Origin of the sequence: Clostridium sp. AM22-11AC (assembly GCF_003473545.1) — a bacterium.
Classification (GTDB): Bacteria; Bacillota; Clostridia; order Lachnospirales; family Lachnospiraceae; genus Enterocloster.
In genome coordinates this window covers 231,840-249,349 of record NZ_QUCM01000004.1, presented here as the reverse complement: position 1 = coordinate 249,349, position 17,510 = coordinate 231,840, and the positions used below count along the sequence as shown (strand labels likewise).

Here is a 17,510-nt window from a genome sequence, read left to right as displayed (position 1 = left end):
AGTTGGCGGTCTTTTTTATACCCATTTTCAAAAAAGGAGGTCAACCAAAATGGCAAAACAGAAAAGCCTTGAACAGCTTCGAGCTGAAAAAGAGCAAGTGGAAAAGCGGCTTGCACAGGAACAGCACAAACTGGAGCGTTTGGAGAACAGAAAGAAATATCTGGAGAAAGGCGAAAGGCAGAAACGTACCCACCGCCTTTGCAATCTGGGCGGCACGATTGAGAGCCTTGCCCCGGAGGTCAAAAATCTCACACGCACCGAAATGACCGAGCTGATGGAACACATCTTTTCTCTGTCCGAAGTCCAGCGAGCCGTCCGTCACATGGCGATTACCCACATCAAGCAAGCAAACAGAGAAAAGGAGTTGAAAGCCAATGGCGCTATTTCATCTGAGTGTCACACAGACTAAGCGAAGCGCAGGACAGTCCGCTATCGCTTCTGCCGCCTATCGTTCCGGCGAAAAGCTGTATAGCGAGTATTACGGCGAACACAGCGACTACACCAGAAAGGGCGGCGTGATCTGCTCTGACATTCTTCTGCCGTCCCATGCACCGCCCGAATACGCAGACCGCCAGACCCTATGGAACGCCGTGGAAAAAGCCGAGCGTGGAAAGAACGCCCAGCTTGCATACAGCTTTGACATTGCCTTGCAGAATGAATTTTCCCTTGAGGAAAACATCGCTCTTGCAAGGCAATTTTTATTGGAGAACTTTGTAAGCCGGGGCATGGTGGTTGACTTCGCCGTACACCAGCCAGACCGGGAGGACGGCGGCATACCAAACCCGCATTTTCATGTGCTTTGCCCCATCCGCCCCATCGAGCAGAACGGCAAATGGGGACTAAAGCAACGCCGGGTGTATGAGCTGGACGAGGACGGCAACCGTATCCGAGACGCAGACGGAAAGTTTGTGTTCAACGCAGTTCCCACTACCGACTGGGGCAGTCCCAAAACGCTGGAACATTGGCGGCAGACATGGGCGGAGCTATGCAATGCCAAGTTTGCGGAAAAAGGTATTGATGTTCGTATCGACCACCGGAGCTATGAGCGTCAGGGCGTAGAGCTTCTTCCCACCGTCCATGAGGGCGCAACCGTCCGGGCGATGGAGAAGAAAGGCATACGCACCGAAAAGGGCGAGTTCAATCGCTGGATCAAGGCAACCAATGCCGTTATCCGAGACATCAAGAAGAAAATCGCTCTCCTGTTCGATTGGATTGCCGAAGCAAAAGCGGAGCTTGCCAAGCCGCAGGCACCCGACCTTGTTTCTCTGCTGAACGCCTATTACACCCAGCGCAAAGCCGGGGCGTATTCCCAGAAAGGTAAAATCAGCAACCTAAAGGAGATGAATGAGACTTTCAATTATCTCCGGGCAAACGGCATTTACTCCCTTGAAGATTTGGAAAGCCGTGTCAGCGAACACAGTGCTGCCACAGAGAGCTTGAAGAAAACGCTGGACGAACAGACTGCCCGAATGAAAGCAATTAAGCAGCTCTATGACAGCTCCGCTGCTTTCCAGAGCTTGAAGCCTGTCTATGACGGCTTGCAGAAAATCAAGTTTGAGAAGCCCAGAGCCAAGTACAAGGCAGAGCATGAAGCGGAACTGAAACAGTTCTACGCCGCCAGACGAAAGCTGACCGGGGAGTTCCCAGATGGCAAGGTGGATATGAAAAAGCTGTCCGACGAGTATGACGAGCTGGAACAGGCGCACGAAACCACCTATGGCGAGTTTAAGGCTGTCAGAGACGATTTACACCGCCTTTGGAAGGTCAAGTCATGCGTAGATACTGCCGCCCGATTTAACGAGCGCACAGAGGAACAAATGCTCCAAAATCGACCCCAAACACAACACAAAAAGGAGGAACTATCCCGATGAATTACACCCAAGCACAGATTGACCGGGCGAACGCCGTCAGTCTGGAAGATTTTCTCCGTACACAGGGAGAGACGCTTATCAAAAGCGGACGAGAATACCGCTGGAAAGAACATGACAGCCTGACCGTCCGGGGAAACAAATGGTTTCGCCACAGCCAGAGCAAGGGCGGCTATCCCATTGATTTTGTCATGGAGTTTTACGGCAAGTCCTTTCCCGAAGCCGTCCAGCTCCTGACCGGCGAAAGCGGCGAAGGACAGACCGAAGCCACCACAGCACCGCCCACAGCGTTCCACTTGCCCTTGCACAACCGAACAGCCGACAGAGCAATTCAATATCTTTGCGAAAGCCGAGGTCTCAACCCGAAACTGGTTGAGGCTTTTCTTCTTTCCGGGGATATTTACGAGGACGCAAAGCGGCACAATGTTGTGTTTGTCGGCAGAGACCGAAGCGGTACGCCGAGATACGCCCATGTGCGAGGAACGGCAGACCCATTCAGACAGGACATTGCCGGGTCTGACAAATCCTATCCGTTCCGACACGAGGGTAATGGCAATCAGCTCTTTGTCTTTGAAGCGCCGATTGACCTGTTATCGTTCATCTGCCTTTATCCGCAGGACTGGCAGACAAGGAGCTATCTTGCCCTGGGCGGCGTTTCGGGAAAAGCCCTTGACCGTTTTCTTTCTGAGCGCAAGGACACCCAAAAAGTGTTCCTCTGCCTTGACAGCGACACCGCAGGAAATGAAGCTTGTACCCGACTGGCACAGTCCATTCCCTGCGAGATAGCCGTCATTCGCCTTGTCCCGGCAAGGAAAGACTGGAACGATGTTCTCCGCCAGCAAGGGGATATTCCGAGCCGCAAATTCATAGCCGAGACAATCACGCTGCGAGAGCTGCCAACCGCCCAGCCTGTCCCAATGCTCCGTATGGCTGATGTGGAGCTGACGAGCGTGGAATGGCTATGGTTTCCCTATATCCCATTTGGAAAGCTGACAATTATCCAGGGCAATCCCGGCGAGGGCAAGACCTACTTTGCCATGCGCCTTGCGGCGGCTTGCACCAATCGAAAGCCTTTGCCCGGTATGGAGACACTTGAACCTTTCAATATCATCTATCAGACCGCCGAGGACGGTCTGGGTGATACCGTCAAGCCCCGACTGATAGAAGCAGACGCAGACCTTGAACGAGTGCTTGTCATTGACGATAGAGACACGCCGCTGACCCTTGCCGATGAACGCATAGCAAGGGCAATCCGGGAAAACAACGCAAGGCTTGTTATCATTGACCCGGTACAGGCGTTTCTGGGCGCAGATGTGGACATGAACCGGGCAAATGAAGTCCGTCCCATCTTCCGCAGTCTGGGAGACATTGCACAGGCTACCGGGTGCGCTATCGTGCTGATTGGACACCTTAATAAAGCCGCAGGAACGCAAAGCACCTACCGGGGATTGGGGTCTATCGACATTACGGCGGCAGTCCGCAGCCTGCTTTTTATCGGCAAGCTGAAGGACAGCCCCACAACGAGGGTGCTTATCCATGAGAAAAGTTCCCTTGCGCCGCCCGGACAGTCCCTTGCCTTTTCTCTGGGAGACGAGAAAGGCTTTGAGTGGATAGGGGCTTATGACATTACCGCTGACGAGCTTCTTGCCGGGACAGACACCGCAAAGACCGAGAGCAAGACCGCACAGGCGCAAATGCTCATTCTGGAACTGCTTGCAGACGGAAAGCGTATGCCGAGCGCAGAGCTGGAAAAGGCAGTCAATGAGCGTGGGATTTCCTCACGCACCATGAGAACGGCAAAGAGCCGTATCGGGGACAAGCTTGTGACCGAGAAAGACGGCACAGCATGGGTCTGCTATCTCCGAGACTGACAGCAGGAACACGGCAAGCGTGGCAAAGACGGCAAGGTTTTTATAGATACCTTAATGTTGCCGCCTTGCCTTGTTCCCTCATACCGACACCGTCCGATGATGAACAGTCACCGGGCATTTTTCATTTACAGGAGGATTTTGAATGAACAATACCGCAACCAACACCGCCACTTGCCCGACTGTCAGAAAGCAGATTGGCAAGACCACCTATATCGTCCGTGTCCATTTCAGCGAGACCGCCAAAGAGACGATGGAGGACAAAATCAAGCGTATGCTTCGTGAGGAAGTCCGCAAAATGTGACTTCTTTTTGAATTTGATGAAAAAGTCCTTGACTTTTCGTCTCTGGAAAAACAGCCAAGTCGATCCTGATTTCCTGTGGTGCGCGTCTTGCCGTGTTCGACATTGCAGAGCTGCGTGAGGTCACGGCTTATGATGAGCTGGAGCTGGACACTCTGGGAGATAGGAAAACTGCCCTGTTCCTCATCATGAGTGACACTGATGACAGTTTTAATTTCCTTATATCTATGTGTTATACCCAGCTTTTCAACCTACTCTGTGAAAAAGCCGACGATGTGTATGGCGGCAGGCTCCCGGTCCATGTGCGCTGTCTCATTGACGAGTGCGCCAACATTGGCCAGATACCCAAGTTGGAAAAGCTGGTGGCCACCATCCGAAGCCGTGAGATCTCCGCCTGTCTGGTGTTGCAGGCGCAGAGTCAGCTCAAGGCGATTTATAAGGATAACGCAGATACCATTATCGGAAACATGGATACTTCCATCTTTCTGGGCGGTAAGGAGCCGACCACTCTCAAGGAGCTGGCCGCCGTGCTGGGTAAGGAAACCATCGACACCTACAACACCGGAGAGAGCCGTGGGAGGGAAACATCCCATTCACTCAACTATCAAAAATTGGGGAAAGATATGCCATACTTGTTCGTGAAGAGTTCAGTTGCCTTGAATTTATCATGAACAGGGACACGATCAACTGGATTCTGAAATAACTGAATACAGGAGGTCGAACATGGAGCATTTACCAAAGAAAATCCATCAAAACGGAATCAGCTACACGCTGGTGGGAGACTACTACATCCCCGATCTGGAGCTACCGGAGGAAAGCCGCCCCATTGGGCGGTGGGGCCGGATGCACAAAGCGTTTCTGCAAGAACACCGGCCCGGCCAGTACAATGCCCTGCTTCTGTCGGGAAAACTCTGGACATATCTTGCTGACCTGAACGAACAGGCCGCTGACCGGCTGGCGTGTATCGTCTCGCAGATGCAGGAGGCGGAGGGTGTCACCGAGGAACTGAAAGCCCGTGACCAGCTTGCGTGGGTCGGGGGCATGAACAGCATTCGCAGCCGAGCAGAGGAAATCATCCTCTCTGAGATGATTTTTGTTTAAGGAGGTGCCTGTCTATGAGATACCGTATCGAATACGCCGATGGGCGTTATTGTAACTTTGCCAACGGCAGGGCTGAGCTGCTGAAATGGCTGAAACTGCTGAAGCAAGAGGAAATCTCCGACATCCGCAAAGTATATAAAAGCGGTGTGTCAGATTCCGTCCTGGAAACATACCGGAATTATATCCGCCCAGCATAAGGAGGGGCGCTTATGGGTACAGATATAGAAAAATTGGTTGATTTGATGATTCAGGAGCGGATGCAGAGCCAGTTTGCTAAGTGGCGGGAGGCAGAAACCGGCACGGAGAAAAAAGAGGACTGCCTTCGCTTGGAAAACGAGTATGAAAAAGCAATCAGCGCATTGTCTGAGGAACAGAAGGACGCTGTAAGACACTACTGTGATTCTATTTTCGATTCTGGTGCAGAAAGCGAGTGCTTCTTTTACCGGCTGGGCCTCAAAGATGGCATCCGTCTCTGGAAGTTTATGAAAAAGCTGATGAAAACGGTCAGCTAACGGATGTATAACCACATATTTTATTCCGCCCACAAACGGGTCGAAAGCCGTCCAACGGTACAGATTGGGCGGCTTTCCTGTTATCTGCGTTTCTTCCGCTTGGGCGCATAGTACGGCTGCGGCTTGGCCTTTCCTCTCATGTTGTTGGGATTTTTGAGCATTTTGGACAGGCTCAGTATCCGCAAAAATGCAGAGAAGTCCTCTGAGGAAATCTTCTCGAAGGGTATCTGCATTCTGTCGCAAAATTCGTGGATTACCACTTCCTCTTGGCTGCCCTGTTCGAGCGCCTGTTCAAACTTTTCCTTGACGTCATCCAGCGTGGGCTGCGGGTCGGCGGTGGTCTTGTCCTTGCGGTGTGCTTCCCGGATGTCCCGGACGATGCTGTCCAGATCATCGTGCATGACATGGCTGTAAAAATCGCTTTCCTGCACCTGCCCCAGTTCCAGCGTCCGCATATAGAGGTCATCTTCTCCGGGCGCATACTTGCTCATGACGGTCTGCCGGGTGGCCTCCAACACCAGATTCATCTGCTCCACCCGCATATTGGCGATCTGGTCGATGCAGATTTCCATATCTATCATCAGCCGCCGGAAATTCGGGTGGGCAGCCAGTTCGCAGAGAAGCCGGTTGTTGATTTTGCCGCTGCTCAAAAGTTCCACCATATCATCACTCAGATGCAGAGATTGAAGTTCTGTGTTTGGGTGATTTTTATTTTCCGTCAGCCCCATCAGATAGTCGGTGGACACGCCGTAAAAGTCCGCCAGCGTTGCAATCGCAAACGGGCTGATGTCCTTGTAGTCATCGGTTTCGTATTTTCCCAGCGCGGATTTAGACAGGCCGGTCTGCTCCGCCAGTTGTTCCAGCGTCAGGTGCTTGTCCACCACCCGCAGGTCTTTGAGCCGCTCCGGGATTGTCAGCTTTGCGTACATCCAAAGCCCCCTCTCTCGTTATCTTTTTCAGTGATTACACCCATTATAGCACGATTCCATAAGCGTGGAAATATGCGGATTTCGAGCGTTTTTCCGACGTTTTGGATATACGGGAAAGGGCCTCTTTTTTCGGTAAACTGGTTCTTGCAGACAGGCACAGAACCTTGAAAATCGAATGACCGGCTGCAAGGGGTATGGCCTCCGGGGAAGTGACGCCAGGACAGAAATCGAGCACACCAAAGAGGCCGATACGCCGGGAGAAATTCCGGGCAGGAGCGGCTTGCAGGCAGACCGGCGGACAGGAAACAAGTTTATCATGCGGGGCGCATGGCTCCGCAGCAAAGAAATGGAGGAAATCATTATGACACTGAGTATGAAAGAAAAGAAGATTCTCTACGCTTACGGCTGTCTCAGCCACCACAATACGGTGACACGGCTGAAATGGCTGACGGCTCTGACGGTTGACCCGGAGGCCAAACGCCGGATGCTGGGGCTGGCCCGGAAGGTGGAGACGGAGATGAACGAAAGCTGGTACGAGGATTTTTATCACCATCTGCGCATGGAGATGGACGAGTACCGCCGTCTCAAGCGCAACCTGCGTGTGCTGAAATCTTACACCGATTATGAGGAGGATCTGTATGAAGAAGCTGTCTAAGTATGAGAAAGAAACCATCATCAACTGGAACGAGGCGGAGAACCTTGCCAGCGTCTACACCTTCAACGCCAGCTTGAAGCGCAGGCTGGCTGATTTCAGCCGGAAGTACCCACTGTTGTGCCGGTTGGAGCGCAGCACGCCGGAGGGCAGCGTGACCTATGTGCTGGACAAGTCCCGGCTGTCGATCCGGCTGGTGCCTCCGTACAGCGAAGAACGGAAAGCCGCCGCAAGGGAGTACGCAAAGGAGCATGGCTTTCAGGTGGTGGTAACGGAAGAAAAAATCGCCTAAAATCGGGGTGTTTACGGGAAAAATGACGGGTCTGCACCCGATGTTTTGACCGGCAATCCCCGCAGGCGTATTCCGTATCCACTCCCCGCCTATGGGCGCAAATGTGTGGATACGGAGCCGGTGAAACTGGCAAACACCGTTCCTGCGGTGGAAGCCAGCTTCGCCGGTGCGGAAGTACAGAGGGCGGCCAGCCCTTTGTGGCGGGGTGCAGGGGCGGCAGCGCACTGCTGGGGTCAAGGGGCAACGCCCATTGGCAGGTTAAGGGCGGCAGCCATTATCGGGTCAAGGACGAAGTGCCTTGGCAGGTTGAGGGCAGCCGCCCCATCGGGTCAAGGGTGAAACGCCTTGCCCAGGGAAAGTTGATGCCTGCGTCAACTTGTATTGGGTATTACCTGACGCAAAATTCGCAGGATTTGCGGCTTCGCCGCCCCTTCCCCGGCCCCAGAACATCTTCGCAGGAAGGAGGAAATCTGTTTGAAACTGACACGACACAATGGACGCTCCGGCAAGCATGGCACCTATAATCCCCGCCACAATGACCGCCGGTTCGATGTGGAGAACAGCGAACACATTGACGCAGAACGGGCAAGGCAAAATGTCTACTGGGACTGCTACCGGGGCTTTACCACCCATGAGTTCCGGGAGAACCCGGAGCAGCCGGATTTCAGCTTTGAGGAAATCGAGCGGATGTATTACTACGAGCATTACGGCGGCTATGTGGAAGCTCAGAACGCCCGGAATGAGAAAACCCGGCACACCGAGCGCAACCGCACTGTGGAGGACTTGCTGAAAAACAACAAGACCTGCCCGGAGGAAAGTATCTACCAGATCGGCACGATGGGAGAATCCGTCTCGCCGGATACGCTCTTTTCCATCGTCAATGAGTTTTATCAGGAATTTGAGCGCCGCTTCGGTTCCCATATCCACATCCTGGACTGGGCGCTCCATCTGGACGAGGGGACGCCCCACATCCATGAGCGGCACGTCTTTGACTGTGAGAACCGCTATGGGGAACTGTGCCCCCAGCAGGAAAAGGCGCTGGAAGAACTTGGCATCCCTCTCCCCAACCCGGAGAAGCCCAAAGGCCGGAACAACAACCGCAAGCAGACCTTTGATGCGGTCTGCCGGACGATCCTGTTTGACATCGCCAGACGGCATGGGCTGCATCTGGATCAGGAGCCGTCCTACGGCGGGCGGGACTATCTGGAAAAACAGGATTATATCCTGATGAAGCAGAAGGAGCAGCTTGCGGCGCAGGAGCAGAAGCTGGAAGAACTGACGCTCAAAATCGAGGACGTGGAGACGCTGTTAGATGATGTTTCCGATGCGGCCTATGACAAGGCGGTGGAGGTGGTGACCGATACCGTCCGGCAGGAGACACACAAGGAAGATATTCGTCTGGTGGAAGAATCGAAAAAATGGGTGCTTTCGCCGGAGCGCAAGGCCCCGAAGAAGGAGCGTGACTACGCTGCCGCCCGTCTGGATGGAGTGATTACCAAAATCAAACGGGTCATGCAGAACGCCCTGGCAAAAATCCAGAAAACTCTCATGCAGCCGGAGGTCAAGAAGGCCGGTAAGGAGCAGATTAAGGAGAAGGCCAGAGAATCCATCCGGGAGAAGCTGGCGAAAGGCAGGCTGAACGCTGACCGAGATAACCGGGAACGCTGGGAACGTGAGGGGCGGATTGCTCCGAAAAAGAAACACGATATGGAGTTATGAGGCACCTGATTTTCTGCGGAAACGGGTGCTTTTTTCTCTGCCTGGAGGTGAGAAAATCGAATATATTTGAAGCGGTGAAGGAGTCTGTCACCACAAGGCAGGCTGCGGAATATTACGGGGTGCAGGTTGGCAGGAATGGCATGGCCTGCTGTCCCTTCCATGATGACAAACATCCCAGTATGAAGATTGACCATCGGTTCCACTGCTTTGGCTGTCAGGCAGATGGGGATGTGATTGATTTTACCGCCCGTCTGTTTAGTCTGAGCAGTAAGGAGGCGGCGCTGAAGCTGGCGGAGGATTTCTCTGTCCACTATGACGCCAAAGGCCATGACCCGCCCCGCAGGAGGCCGGTCAAGCGAAAAATCAGCGAGGAACTGCGTTACCGGCAGGCGGAGCAGAAATGTTTCCGGGTGCTGTGCAATTACCTGCATCTGCTGGAACGCTGGGAGAAGGAATACGCCCCGCAGACGCCGGATGAAGCGTGGAATCCGCTGTTCGTGGAGGCCCTGCAAAAGAAACCGTACACGGAATATCTGCTGGATATTCTCTTGTCCGGCAGCATGGAGGAACGTGCTTCCGTGGTCGCTGAGTATGGAAAAGAGGTGAGGAAGATTGAGCAGCGAATATCAGAGTTTACCGCTAGCCACCCGGCAGGCCGCCATGAGCGCAGCCGAAGCCTTAGCGCCGGAGCGGAGCGTTGATGAGGTGCGGGAAAGCCTGTCCGTCACCGAGAAGGGCCAGCCCGCCAACACCATCGGCAACTGCCGGACGGTGTTCTGCCATGACCCTCTCCTGCGTGGGGCGATCCGCCTGAACCTTTTGACTGACCGGGTGGACATTGTACAGGATTTAGGCTGGCGCAGGAATACCAGTGCCCTGACGGATACGGACGTGAAATATCTGCTTCTCTATTTTGAGCAGACCTATGGCCTGACCAGTGAGAAAAAGATGACGGCGGCGCTCTCCATCGTGGCGAATGAGAACTGCTACCATCCCATACAGGACGTGCTAAACGGCCTTGTCTGGGACGGGACGCCCCGCATCCGCTCCTGTCTCCATCATTTCTTAGGTGCGGACGAGAGCGACTATGTGGAGGAAATGCTGAAACACTTTTTGCTGGGGGCTATCCGGCGGGTATTCCGCCCCGGCTCCAAATATGAGGAAATGCTCTGTCTGGTGGGCGGTCAGGGGGCTGGCAAGTCCAGCTTCTTCCGCTTGCTGGCGATCCGGGACGAGTGGTTCAGTGACGACCTGAAAAAACTGGACGATGACAGGGTGTATCTGAAGCTGCAAGGACACTGGATTATCGAAATGTCGGAGATGCTGGCTACCAGCAGCGCCAAAAGCATTGAAGAAATCCGCTCCTTTATCAGCCGCCAGAAGGAAACCTACCGGACGCCCTACGAGGCCCAGCCCAAAGACCGGCTGCGGCAGTGTGTGTTCGGCGGTTCGTCCAACACACTGGACTTCCTGCCCCTTGACCGGGCCGGAAATCGGCGCTTTTTGCCGATCATGATTTACCCGGAGAATGCAGAGGTTCACATTTTGGAGGACGAGGACGCCTCCAGAGCCTATCTTTTACAGGTCTGGGCGGAGGCCATGACGATTTACCGCAGCGGCCACTACTCTATGAAGTTCAGCAAGTCCATCCAGCGCCAGCTGGTGGAGGTGCAGAAGGATTTCATGCCGGAGGACACCGAGGCCGGACAGATACAGGGCTTTCTGGAACACTACACCGGCAGCATGGTCTGCTCCAAACAGCTGTTCAAGGAGGCGCTGGGCCACACCTACGATGAGCCGAAGCGGTGGCAGCTGCACAATATCAACGAGATCATGAACACGGTGGTGACGGGCTGGAAACCATTCTCCAATCCCCGGATGTTCACCGGATATGGCAGGCAGAGGGGCTGGGAACGGGACGTTTCCGGCAACGAACTGCCCGGCAACGAAGATGGATTTGTGGAGCTGACCGAGGAAGAATGCTGCCAGCTGGAACTGCCGAAGGAGTGGATCGCATAAAATTAGCGGTCTGTTGCCGGGATGGTTGCCACTTGGTTGCCGGGTTTGTTGCCGGGGATTCTCCGGTCTGGATACGGAAAAAGCCTGTAAATAAGGTATTTTCTAATATCTATCTCTATCTCCGGCAACGAAAACAACGAGATTTTTCAAGAAAATTGATAAAGTAAGATTTGCAGGTCAGACGGTAGTTTACAGGTTTTCAGAGGTTCGTTGCCGGACTTCGTTGCCAGTGCTGCCGTCTGGCCTGCTACTCTATGGAGGTAGCCTATGGAAAAAAGCAAACAGCAGAAAAATAAAGTCCGTTTTGTGGTGGTGCGGGAGTTCTCCGGGGAGAAGTCCATGCGGGAAGCCTTTGAGCAGCTGATTGAGCGTCAGACCTGCGAACACTTCGAGGAATGGCGTCAGCAGCGGGAAATGGCCGAAAACGCTGCGTAAAAACGGTTGATTCAGGGGCAGGGACATGGTACTATAATGGTATCGTGTCCCTGTTCATAGAAGGAGAACGCTATGAGCAGGAAAAAACAAGTCTATGAGAAAATCACCGCTCTCTACTGCCGCATCTCTCTGGATGACGGCGGCGACAACGAGAGTATGAGCATCAGCAACCAGAAAATCATGCTTCGGGACTTTGCTGAAAAGCATGGAATGTTCCAGTATGAATATTATGTGGATGACGGCTATACGGGCCGCAATTTCAACCGCCCTGCCTTCCAGCGCATGATCGCTGACATTGAGGCGGGGAAGATCGGCTGCGTCATCACCAAAGACCTATCCAGGCTTGGTAGGAACTATATTGAAGCTGGCAGCTATATCGAAATCTTTTTCCCCAAACACAATGTACGCTATATCGCCATCACGGACGGCGTGGACAGCCTGACCCGTCAGGAGATGGACATTACGCCCTTTAAGAATATCCTGAACGATATGTACAGCCGGGATATTTCTAAAAAGGTGCTGGCAGGCATCACCACCCGCTCCCGGCAGGGGAAGTTCTGCGGAGGGACGCCGCCCTTCGGCCTGATGCGTGACCCGGAGGACAAGGGGCATCTCATCATTGACCCTGAGACAGCGCCAATCATCCGCAAAATCTATGACTATGCCCTTGACGGGCTGGGCTGCATGAGGATTTCCAAACGTCTGATGGAAGAAAAAATCCCAATCACCCATGTCAAAGCCAACACGGAGTTTGACGCCAACTATTATTTCTGGGGCGGAGCCAGAATCAGTCACATCCTGAGAAATCCATTCTATAAGGGCGCACATTTGGTCTTTCGGACGCATCAGAAAGGCATCCGCTCCAACACCTATGACATTATTCCCCGTGACCAGTGGGAAGTGATCGAGGGCTGCCATGAGGCCATTGTGACGCCGGAGGAATGGGAACAGGTGCAGGAACTCATTGACCGCAGGCCGACCATTCAGGGGAATTCCTGCCCCTTTTATAATCTGTTCCACGGTCTGGTCTACTGCGCCACCTGCGGGAAGTCCATGCAGGTGCGGTATGAGAAAGTGGGCCGAACCGGGAAGAACCGCTTCACCGGCGAAATGCGGGAGCCGATTGACAAGGCGTACTATATCTGCCAGACCTACAACCGCATGGGCTGCAAGGTCTGTTCCAGCCACAAGATCGAGGCCAGGGATTTATACAATCTGGTGCTGAAAGACATTCAGGAACTGGCGGCGCAGGCTATGAAGGATGCCGATGCGTTCTACCAGCGGCTCAGCCGCCGGATGGAGCACCGGTATCTGGTGGACGCCTCCCAGACAGAAAAGGAACGCCTGCGGCTGGAAGCCCGAAATCAGGAAATTGACGGGATGTTCCTGAGCCTGTACACCGATAAGGCCAAAGGCATCCTGACCGAGCAGCGGTTTGTGAAGCTGACGGCGGCGCTGGAACAGGAGCAGGAATCCAACCAGAAACGCCTGCATGACCTGGCAATGATGCAAGGTCGTGCCGATGCGCAAGAAAGCGAAGTCCGCACTTTTATCAAGGAAATCCGGCGCTATGCCGCCATCGAGGAACTGGACGAGGCGGTGCTGAACCGGCTCATTAGCCGGATTCTGATTGGAGAAATCAAGAAGATTGATGGTCAGAGGACACAGGAGGTTAAGATTATTTACAATTTTGTTGGGGAAATGTCAAGGTAGAATTTAGACGCTAAATACTTTTAATTTATATCAAAAGTGATACAACAATTTTCTTTTAATGCTATCAGGCAATAAAGTTATTCCTTTGGCCAGAGTAAAAGGGATAACTTTATTTTGCTAAAGCATACTAAAAAGGGCGCGTTGCAGAAAATTATCCGCAACACGCCCTCTTCTATAAGTCCTTATGTCAAAATCAAATTATTGGTAATCTTGAATATTGGGATAAGCGGCACCGTTATTATGCGCGTAAGCTGCTTCAAAGTAGTCGAGGCTTTCAAAAGTAATGCCCTGATAGTTTCCGACATTCAACACATCAAAAGTTAGATTCAGAACATCACCAGCGGAATATTGGTCAAGAAGATTTCCTGCAAATTTCCATCCTATGTTTTCCTCATAAGTATCCTCGGTAAAATAAAATGTAGTCGCATCCTCAGTCGCATCATAACTAATGTCAATAATTATATCAGAGAAATGAACTTGATCTCCAGCATTAAAGTCTTTGAGATAATCTACAGTTTTTCCATCAGCAGGATTAATAAATTGAGCATTAAGTTGTGTCATATCAACAACCTCTGGAGGAAGAGAATTAAGTCTGTAAGATTCTGCAACAGAGAATTGATAAACTCTGTTATTATCCCCAAAGTAAAATCCATCTTCCGTCATAGGAACACTTGAACGAGCATTGGCATTGTAATAATGGGCATAATACAACTGCCATTTGTATGTCTCAGTTGAAACAAACTGTGCTTTCCATGTACCAGAACTGTCTCCTGCTTTCTTTGTATAAAACATATACTGATTTGTACCAGTAGTTGCTTGACTTACCGTATCACCAGAGGCATCTGACAAGATGAGTGCAATCTGTGTAAAAATATCGACAAAGATAATCCTATGTCCATGCATACGGATAGAACCAACGCTGTTATCTACTTCTGGACGAAAATAAACCTCAGGCCCCATATCACCCGTGTTATATTCTATGCTAGGTGAAACAAGATAGGCCCAACTACTATCCTTTTCACTCTGTCCATCGAGATCGATAAGCTTTTCCACATAATCTGAAAGGATAATCCAGCCAATCTTCCACCAATTCACTTTGCTTGCTTCAGCAGAAGAACTGATATTCTCGTTGTCGGCATAAGCAAAAGTAGTGTTAGAAAAACTTATGCACATAACCAAGGAAAGAGTAAGTGCAACAATCTTACGTGTTAGCTTTTTCATTAAAAGCCCCCCTTCTCTTATAAAACCAAAACAATAATGCAAATGATGGATGCAATAAAAAAGAATACTCCAGCAACCCGCATCAAACCAAGATATAAATCTGTAGGTTCACCGCCTTTTACAGAAAAGAAGTGTTCAATTTTCCATAAAAGTTCCGGCTTAAAAATCATAAAAAAACTTAATAGAAGCAAAAGGATAAGCCATATGTTATCTATGTATAACACTTCCTTTCTGCTAATACTGAAAATTCAAATAAAAAAGCGCATAAGTAGACAAATAATCATGCCTAACTTATGCGCAAATAGAAACAATTTTAATTCTAAGCCTCCAAAGGCTGGCAGCGTCGGTAAAAATGCTCCATTATTAAGTTAGGCAACTTAACCTTAAAACAAATCATCGGTCTTACCTCCCAACAATATAAATTTCGACTTTTCACTTTTATTTTATCACCTAAAGCAGAACTTGTCAATGAATTTGTCTAAAATAAGTCGATTTTCTTTTTTGATTATGTGCATTTTTAACTAATAGAAAGAAAGTTGTATTGAGGGCGATTGGTGTTCCTTATTCCATATGTCGGAACTGTATGAAGTGAAAATAGTTTATCCGTTGAAGAGTCACTCCACAGGTTATGCTTGATTCTTTCAAAGTTATGTTTCTATAATATGCATCCGTACTGTCATATTATAATTCACATTATTGGATAATATAAATTGACAAGTATAAGATAAACAGACAAGGAGTCGCTGCCACCCGTAAAACGGGTGGCTCGGGACGCAGGCTTTAAGCCCACTCTACTTGGCCGCGCCTCAAGGCGCTAGCTTTCTCTTTTAGGCTATACTAAAGTTTTTATTTCCCTGGTACAACCGGGGATTTTTTTGCTTCAAGCCGCCAATTAGAACGGCAGCCACAAAGATTTTTCTTTGCGGCTGCCGTTTTCTTGAATTCATCACTTGACAATGTGGCAAAGAGCTGATGAGCCAGGATGAGCTTGCTGTTATGGATGGCGGCAAGTGTATCCTCCAGCTGCGCGGTGTGCGTCCTTTCCTTTCGGATAAGTACGACATCACCAAGCACCCCAATTTCAAGTACACTGCCGACGCGGATGACAAGAACGCTTTTGATATTGAAGCATTCTTGTCCGCAAGGCTGAAACTCAAGCCCAATGAGGTCTGCGATGTATATGAAGTAGACACAAAGGGCGCTTAATTTCGTTCCGCTTTAGAAGGGAGTGATCTTATCTATTCGCCGCATCTGCCCTCTATGGGCCATTGGCGTACAAAGCGGACAATCGCGAGAAAAAATAATGAAAAAGGAGGACAGCCGGAATCATGCCCCCGGAAACCGGGCGGCAGATTGTTCCGGCTTTTGTATGCCTATGAAACATGACAAACCTATTTTTTAATCAGATTCCGGCTAACAAACTATATGGCATTTTTTGAACAGGCAATCACCGTTCTTCAGACCCTCGTTATCGCGCTCGGTGCCGGTCTCGGTATCTGGGGCGTTATCAACCTGCTGGAAGGTTACGGCAACGACAACCCCGGCGCCAATGCTCATGTGCGGTAAAGTAATAAAAAGATTTAGGTAGCCGCCTTAACTATTCCTAAATAAGATAATATGCACAGTATTTTCTCGTAAATAGAAAATAAATTATTGCATTTTACCAATTATTATGTTAAAATGACAATGTAACAAAGAGCTATGTATTTTTAAGGAAAGGGAGGAACTTATGAATTTAAGAAAATCTATTTTAGCACTTTCAGTAGTAGCTGGAATTGTAGCTGCTCCAATGACTGTATTTGCCGCTCATACTCATAGTTGGGGTTCTCCCCAGTACTATGGATATGAAGATGAAATGCCTGGTATATATGATGACTGGGATAAATGTGCGACACGTCATGTATATAATTACAAACAATGTTTAATTTGTGGATAAGTAAGCATTTATGAAGTTGAGACGATTGAAATGTCTCACAAATGGGTGAATGGTGCATGTGTATATTGCAACAAAGGTTACGCGAAAGAGATAAATTAACATAGTATCATTACCGGCAAGTTTATGATCAAAAAATAGAAAGCATTGAGAATATTTCAAAATTTCTTGAAAGTACTCTCAGTGCTTTCTTTGATAATATGAAAGGAGAAATAAATGCAAAAAAAACAACTTTCTGTATTAGTACTAATTATTTTATGCTTTTTATTAGGATGTAACAGAGAAACACCAAAAGATGAATCTCAACAAAATTATGAAGATGAATCTAATATTTCTAAAACAAATGGAGAAGAACTTGTAAATATAAACAGTGAATTGTTAGGTTCGACTCCTTTTGATATCCAAATCGATAAAACAGCATTGCAGACTAGAAAAGAAACAGAAACAGAAGTTACAATAAAGACAAATTTAACAGACTGGGGTTATACTGTTTCTTCTGAAAAAGGGAAAATATCTGATATAAATAAAAATTCATTCATATATATAGCACCTAAAGATGAGAGGGATGATACTATAAAAATACAATTATCGGACTATGAAAATGGCATATCATATGAATATACAATTCCACTTATTTTTGCGGGAAACAATGAACATTCTTTAGATAAATTCAAGGAAAATCTTTCAAGATTACCTAATAGTTAGTAAAGAGTCGATAGACTAAAGTACCACCATCCTCTTTTATTTCAACTGAATATCCATCCCGCCGCACCGCAGCGGCACATGAAGCAGTAAATCCGAAAAAGATTTGCTGCTTTTTTTGCGTCCATTTTTGGCAAATTTCCAAAAGTTCCGTATTAGACAGTGAAACCAAAAAAGGCTGCCATTTTTTTCAGACAGCGGGCAAAACGCAGCTTCCGAAACGCCTTATTGTCGGGAAAGACCGA

Annotated in this window: 18 protein-coding genes and 3 pseudogenes; 19 read left to right on the top strand and 2 right to left on the bottom strand. The window is 49.8% G+C overall.

Features of this window, described 5'->3' with window-relative positions:
- Window positions 1-49 precede the first annotated feature (49 nt).
- From DW251_RS06405 to DW251_RS18245, 8 genes and pseudogenes are all read left to right on the top strand, one after another.
- A complete protein-coding gene (locus DW251_RS06405) occupies window positions 50-409 on the top strand; it encodes a DUF3847 domain-containing protein (RefSeq protein WP_118300508.1) in 360 nt (119 codons plus the stop codon).
- Window positions 375-1,871 (top strand): MobQ family relaxase, encoded by a 1,497-nt coding sequence (gene mobQ / locus DW251_RS06400; RefSeq protein WP_118300507.1) that lies wholly within the window; start codon window positions 375-377, stop codon window positions 1,869-1,871. The genes DW251_RS06405 and mobQ overlap by 35 nt, the downstream gene beginning before the upstream one ends.
- On the top strand, window positions 1,868-3,739 hold the full coding sequence (locus DW251_RS06395; RefSeq protein WP_118300506.1) for an AAA family ATPase: 1,872 nt from the start codon (window positions 1,868-1,870) through the stop codon (window positions 3,737-3,739). The genes mobQ and DW251_RS06395 overlap by 4 nt, the downstream gene beginning before the upstream one ends.
- Window positions 3,740-3,881: 142 nt before the next feature.
- Window positions 3,882-4,040: a transposon-encoded TnpW family protein gene (locus DW251_RS06390; RefSeq protein WP_002596227.1), complete on the top strand. Its 159-nt coding sequence runs from the start codon at window positions 3,882-3,884 to the stop codon at window positions 4,038-4,040.
- Between the two features lie 41 nt (window positions 4,041-4,081).
- Window positions 4,082-4,663: pseudogene (locus tag DW251_RS06385) on the top strand (TraG/TraD/VirD4 family protein); the annotation flags it as partial.
- Window positions 4,664-4,760: 97 nt separating this feature from the next.
- Complete coding sequence (locus DW251_RS06380; RefSeq protein WP_055219871.1) at window positions 4,761-5,138, top strand: TnpV protein; 378 nt, start codon at window positions 4,761-4,763, stop codon at window positions 5,136-5,138.
- A gap of 14 nt (window positions 5,139-5,152) precedes the next feature.
- Entirely contained in the window at window positions 5,153-5,335 is a 183-nt protein-coding gene (locus DW251_RS06375; protein WP_055219873.1) for a hypothetical protein, read from the top strand.
- 12 nt (window positions 5,336-5,347) lie between these two features.
- Window positions 5,348-5,650 carry a hypothetical protein gene (locus DW251_RS18245; protein ID WP_055219875.1) on the top strand — a complete coding sequence of 101 codons (303 nt, stop codon included), beginning with the start codon at window positions 5,348-5,350 and terminating at the stop codon, window positions 5,648-5,650.
- Window positions 5,651-5,730: 80 nt separating this feature from the next.
- Here the strand turns inward: DW251_RS18245 and DW251_RS06365 are convergent, their stop codons facing one another.
- On the bottom strand, window positions 5,731-6,579 hold the full coding sequence (locus DW251_RS06365; RefSeq protein ID WP_055266762.1) for a helix-turn-helix transcriptional regulator: 849 nt from the start codon (window positions 6,577-6,579) through the stop codon (window positions 5,731-5,733).
- A gap of 175 nt (window positions 6,580-6,754) precedes the next feature.
- Between DW251_RS06365 and DW251_RS18240 the strand changes: the two genes are divergently transcribed.
- The 7 genes from DW251_RS18240 to DW251_RS06325 all read left to right on the top strand — a co-directional run bounded on the left by DW251_RS18240 (window position 6,755) and on the right by DW251_RS06325 (window position 13,409).
- On the top strand, window positions 6,755-7,234 hold the full coding sequence (locus DW251_RS18240) for a hypothetical protein (protein ID WP_226906287.1): 480 nt from the start codon (window positions 6,755-6,757) through the stop codon (window positions 7,232-7,234).
- Window positions 7,218-7,523, top strand: coding sequence for a hypothetical protein (locus DW251_RS06355; protein WP_055222220.1), 306 nt, complete (start codon window positions 7,218-7,220; stop codon window positions 7,521-7,523). The genes DW251_RS18240 and DW251_RS06355 overlap by 17 nt, the downstream gene beginning before the upstream one ends.
- A gap of 474 nt (window positions 7,524-7,997) precedes the next feature.
- Window positions 7,998-9,242 carry a serine/arginine repetitive matrix protein 2 gene (locus DW251_RS06345; RefSeq protein WP_117760454.1) on the top strand — a complete coding sequence of 415 codons (1,245 nt, stop codon included), beginning with the start codon at window positions 7,998-8,000 and terminating at the stop codon, window positions 9,240-9,242.
- Window positions 9,239-9,943: a CHC2 zinc finger domain-containing protein gene (locus DW251_RS06340; protein ID WP_055266766.1), complete on the top strand. Its 705-nt coding sequence runs from the start codon at window positions 9,239-9,241 to the stop codon at window positions 9,941-9,943. Before DW251_RS06345 ends, DW251_RS06340 begins: the two co-directional genes overlap by 4 nt.
- Window positions 9,903-11,261, top strand: coding sequence for a virulence-associated E family protein (locus tag DW251_RS06335; protein WP_055221981.1), 1,359 nt, complete (start codon window positions 9,903-9,905; stop codon window positions 11,259-11,261). Before DW251_RS06340 ends, DW251_RS06335 begins: the two co-directional genes overlap by 41 nt.
- A 267-nt stretch (window positions 11,262-11,528) precedes the next feature.
- Window positions 11,529-11,696, top strand: coding sequence for a hypothetical protein (locus DW251_RS17895; protein WP_171027916.1), 168 nt, complete (start codon window positions 11,529-11,531; stop codon window positions 11,694-11,696).
- Window positions 11,697-11,768: 72 nt separating this feature from the next.
- Window positions 11,769-13,409, top strand: coding sequence for a recombinase family protein (locus DW251_RS06325; RefSeq protein ID WP_055221983.1), 1,641 nt, complete (start codon window positions 11,769-11,771; stop codon window positions 13,407-13,409).
- Between the two features lie 198 nt (window positions 13,410-13,607).
- Here the strand turns inward: DW251_RS06325 and DW251_RS06320 are convergent, their stop codons facing one another.
- Window positions 13,608-14,630, bottom strand: coding sequence for a hypothetical protein (locus tag DW251_RS06320; protein WP_055221986.1), 1,023 nt, complete (start codon window positions 14,628-14,630; stop codon window positions 13,608-13,610).
- Window positions 14,631-15,590: 960 nt separating this feature from the next.
- Here DW251_RS06320 and DW251_RS06310 point away from each other — a divergent pair.
- From DW251_RS06310 to DW251_RS06295, 4 genes and pseudogenes are all read left to right on the top strand, one after another.
- Window positions 15,591-15,836 (top strand): annotated as a pseudogene (locus DW251_RS06310) (hypothetical protein); the annotation flags it as partial.
- 219 nt (window positions 15,837-16,055) lie between these two features.
- Window positions 16,056-16,184 (top strand): annotated as a pseudogene (locus tag DW251_RS06305) (Maff2 family protein); the annotation flags it as partial.
- A 175-nt stretch (window positions 16,185-16,359) separates the two neighbouring features.
- A complete protein-coding gene (locus DW251_RS06300) occupies window positions 16,360-16,566 on the top strand; it encodes a hypothetical protein (protein WP_243034889.1) in 207 nt (68 codons plus the stop codon).
- A 213-nt stretch (window positions 16,567-16,779) separates the two neighbouring features.
- A complete protein-coding gene (locus DW251_RS06295) occupies window positions 16,780-17,268 on the top strand; it encodes a hypothetical protein (RefSeq protein WP_002569239.1) in 489 nt (162 codons plus the stop codon).
- Window positions 17,269-17,510: the final 242 nt, after the last annotated feature.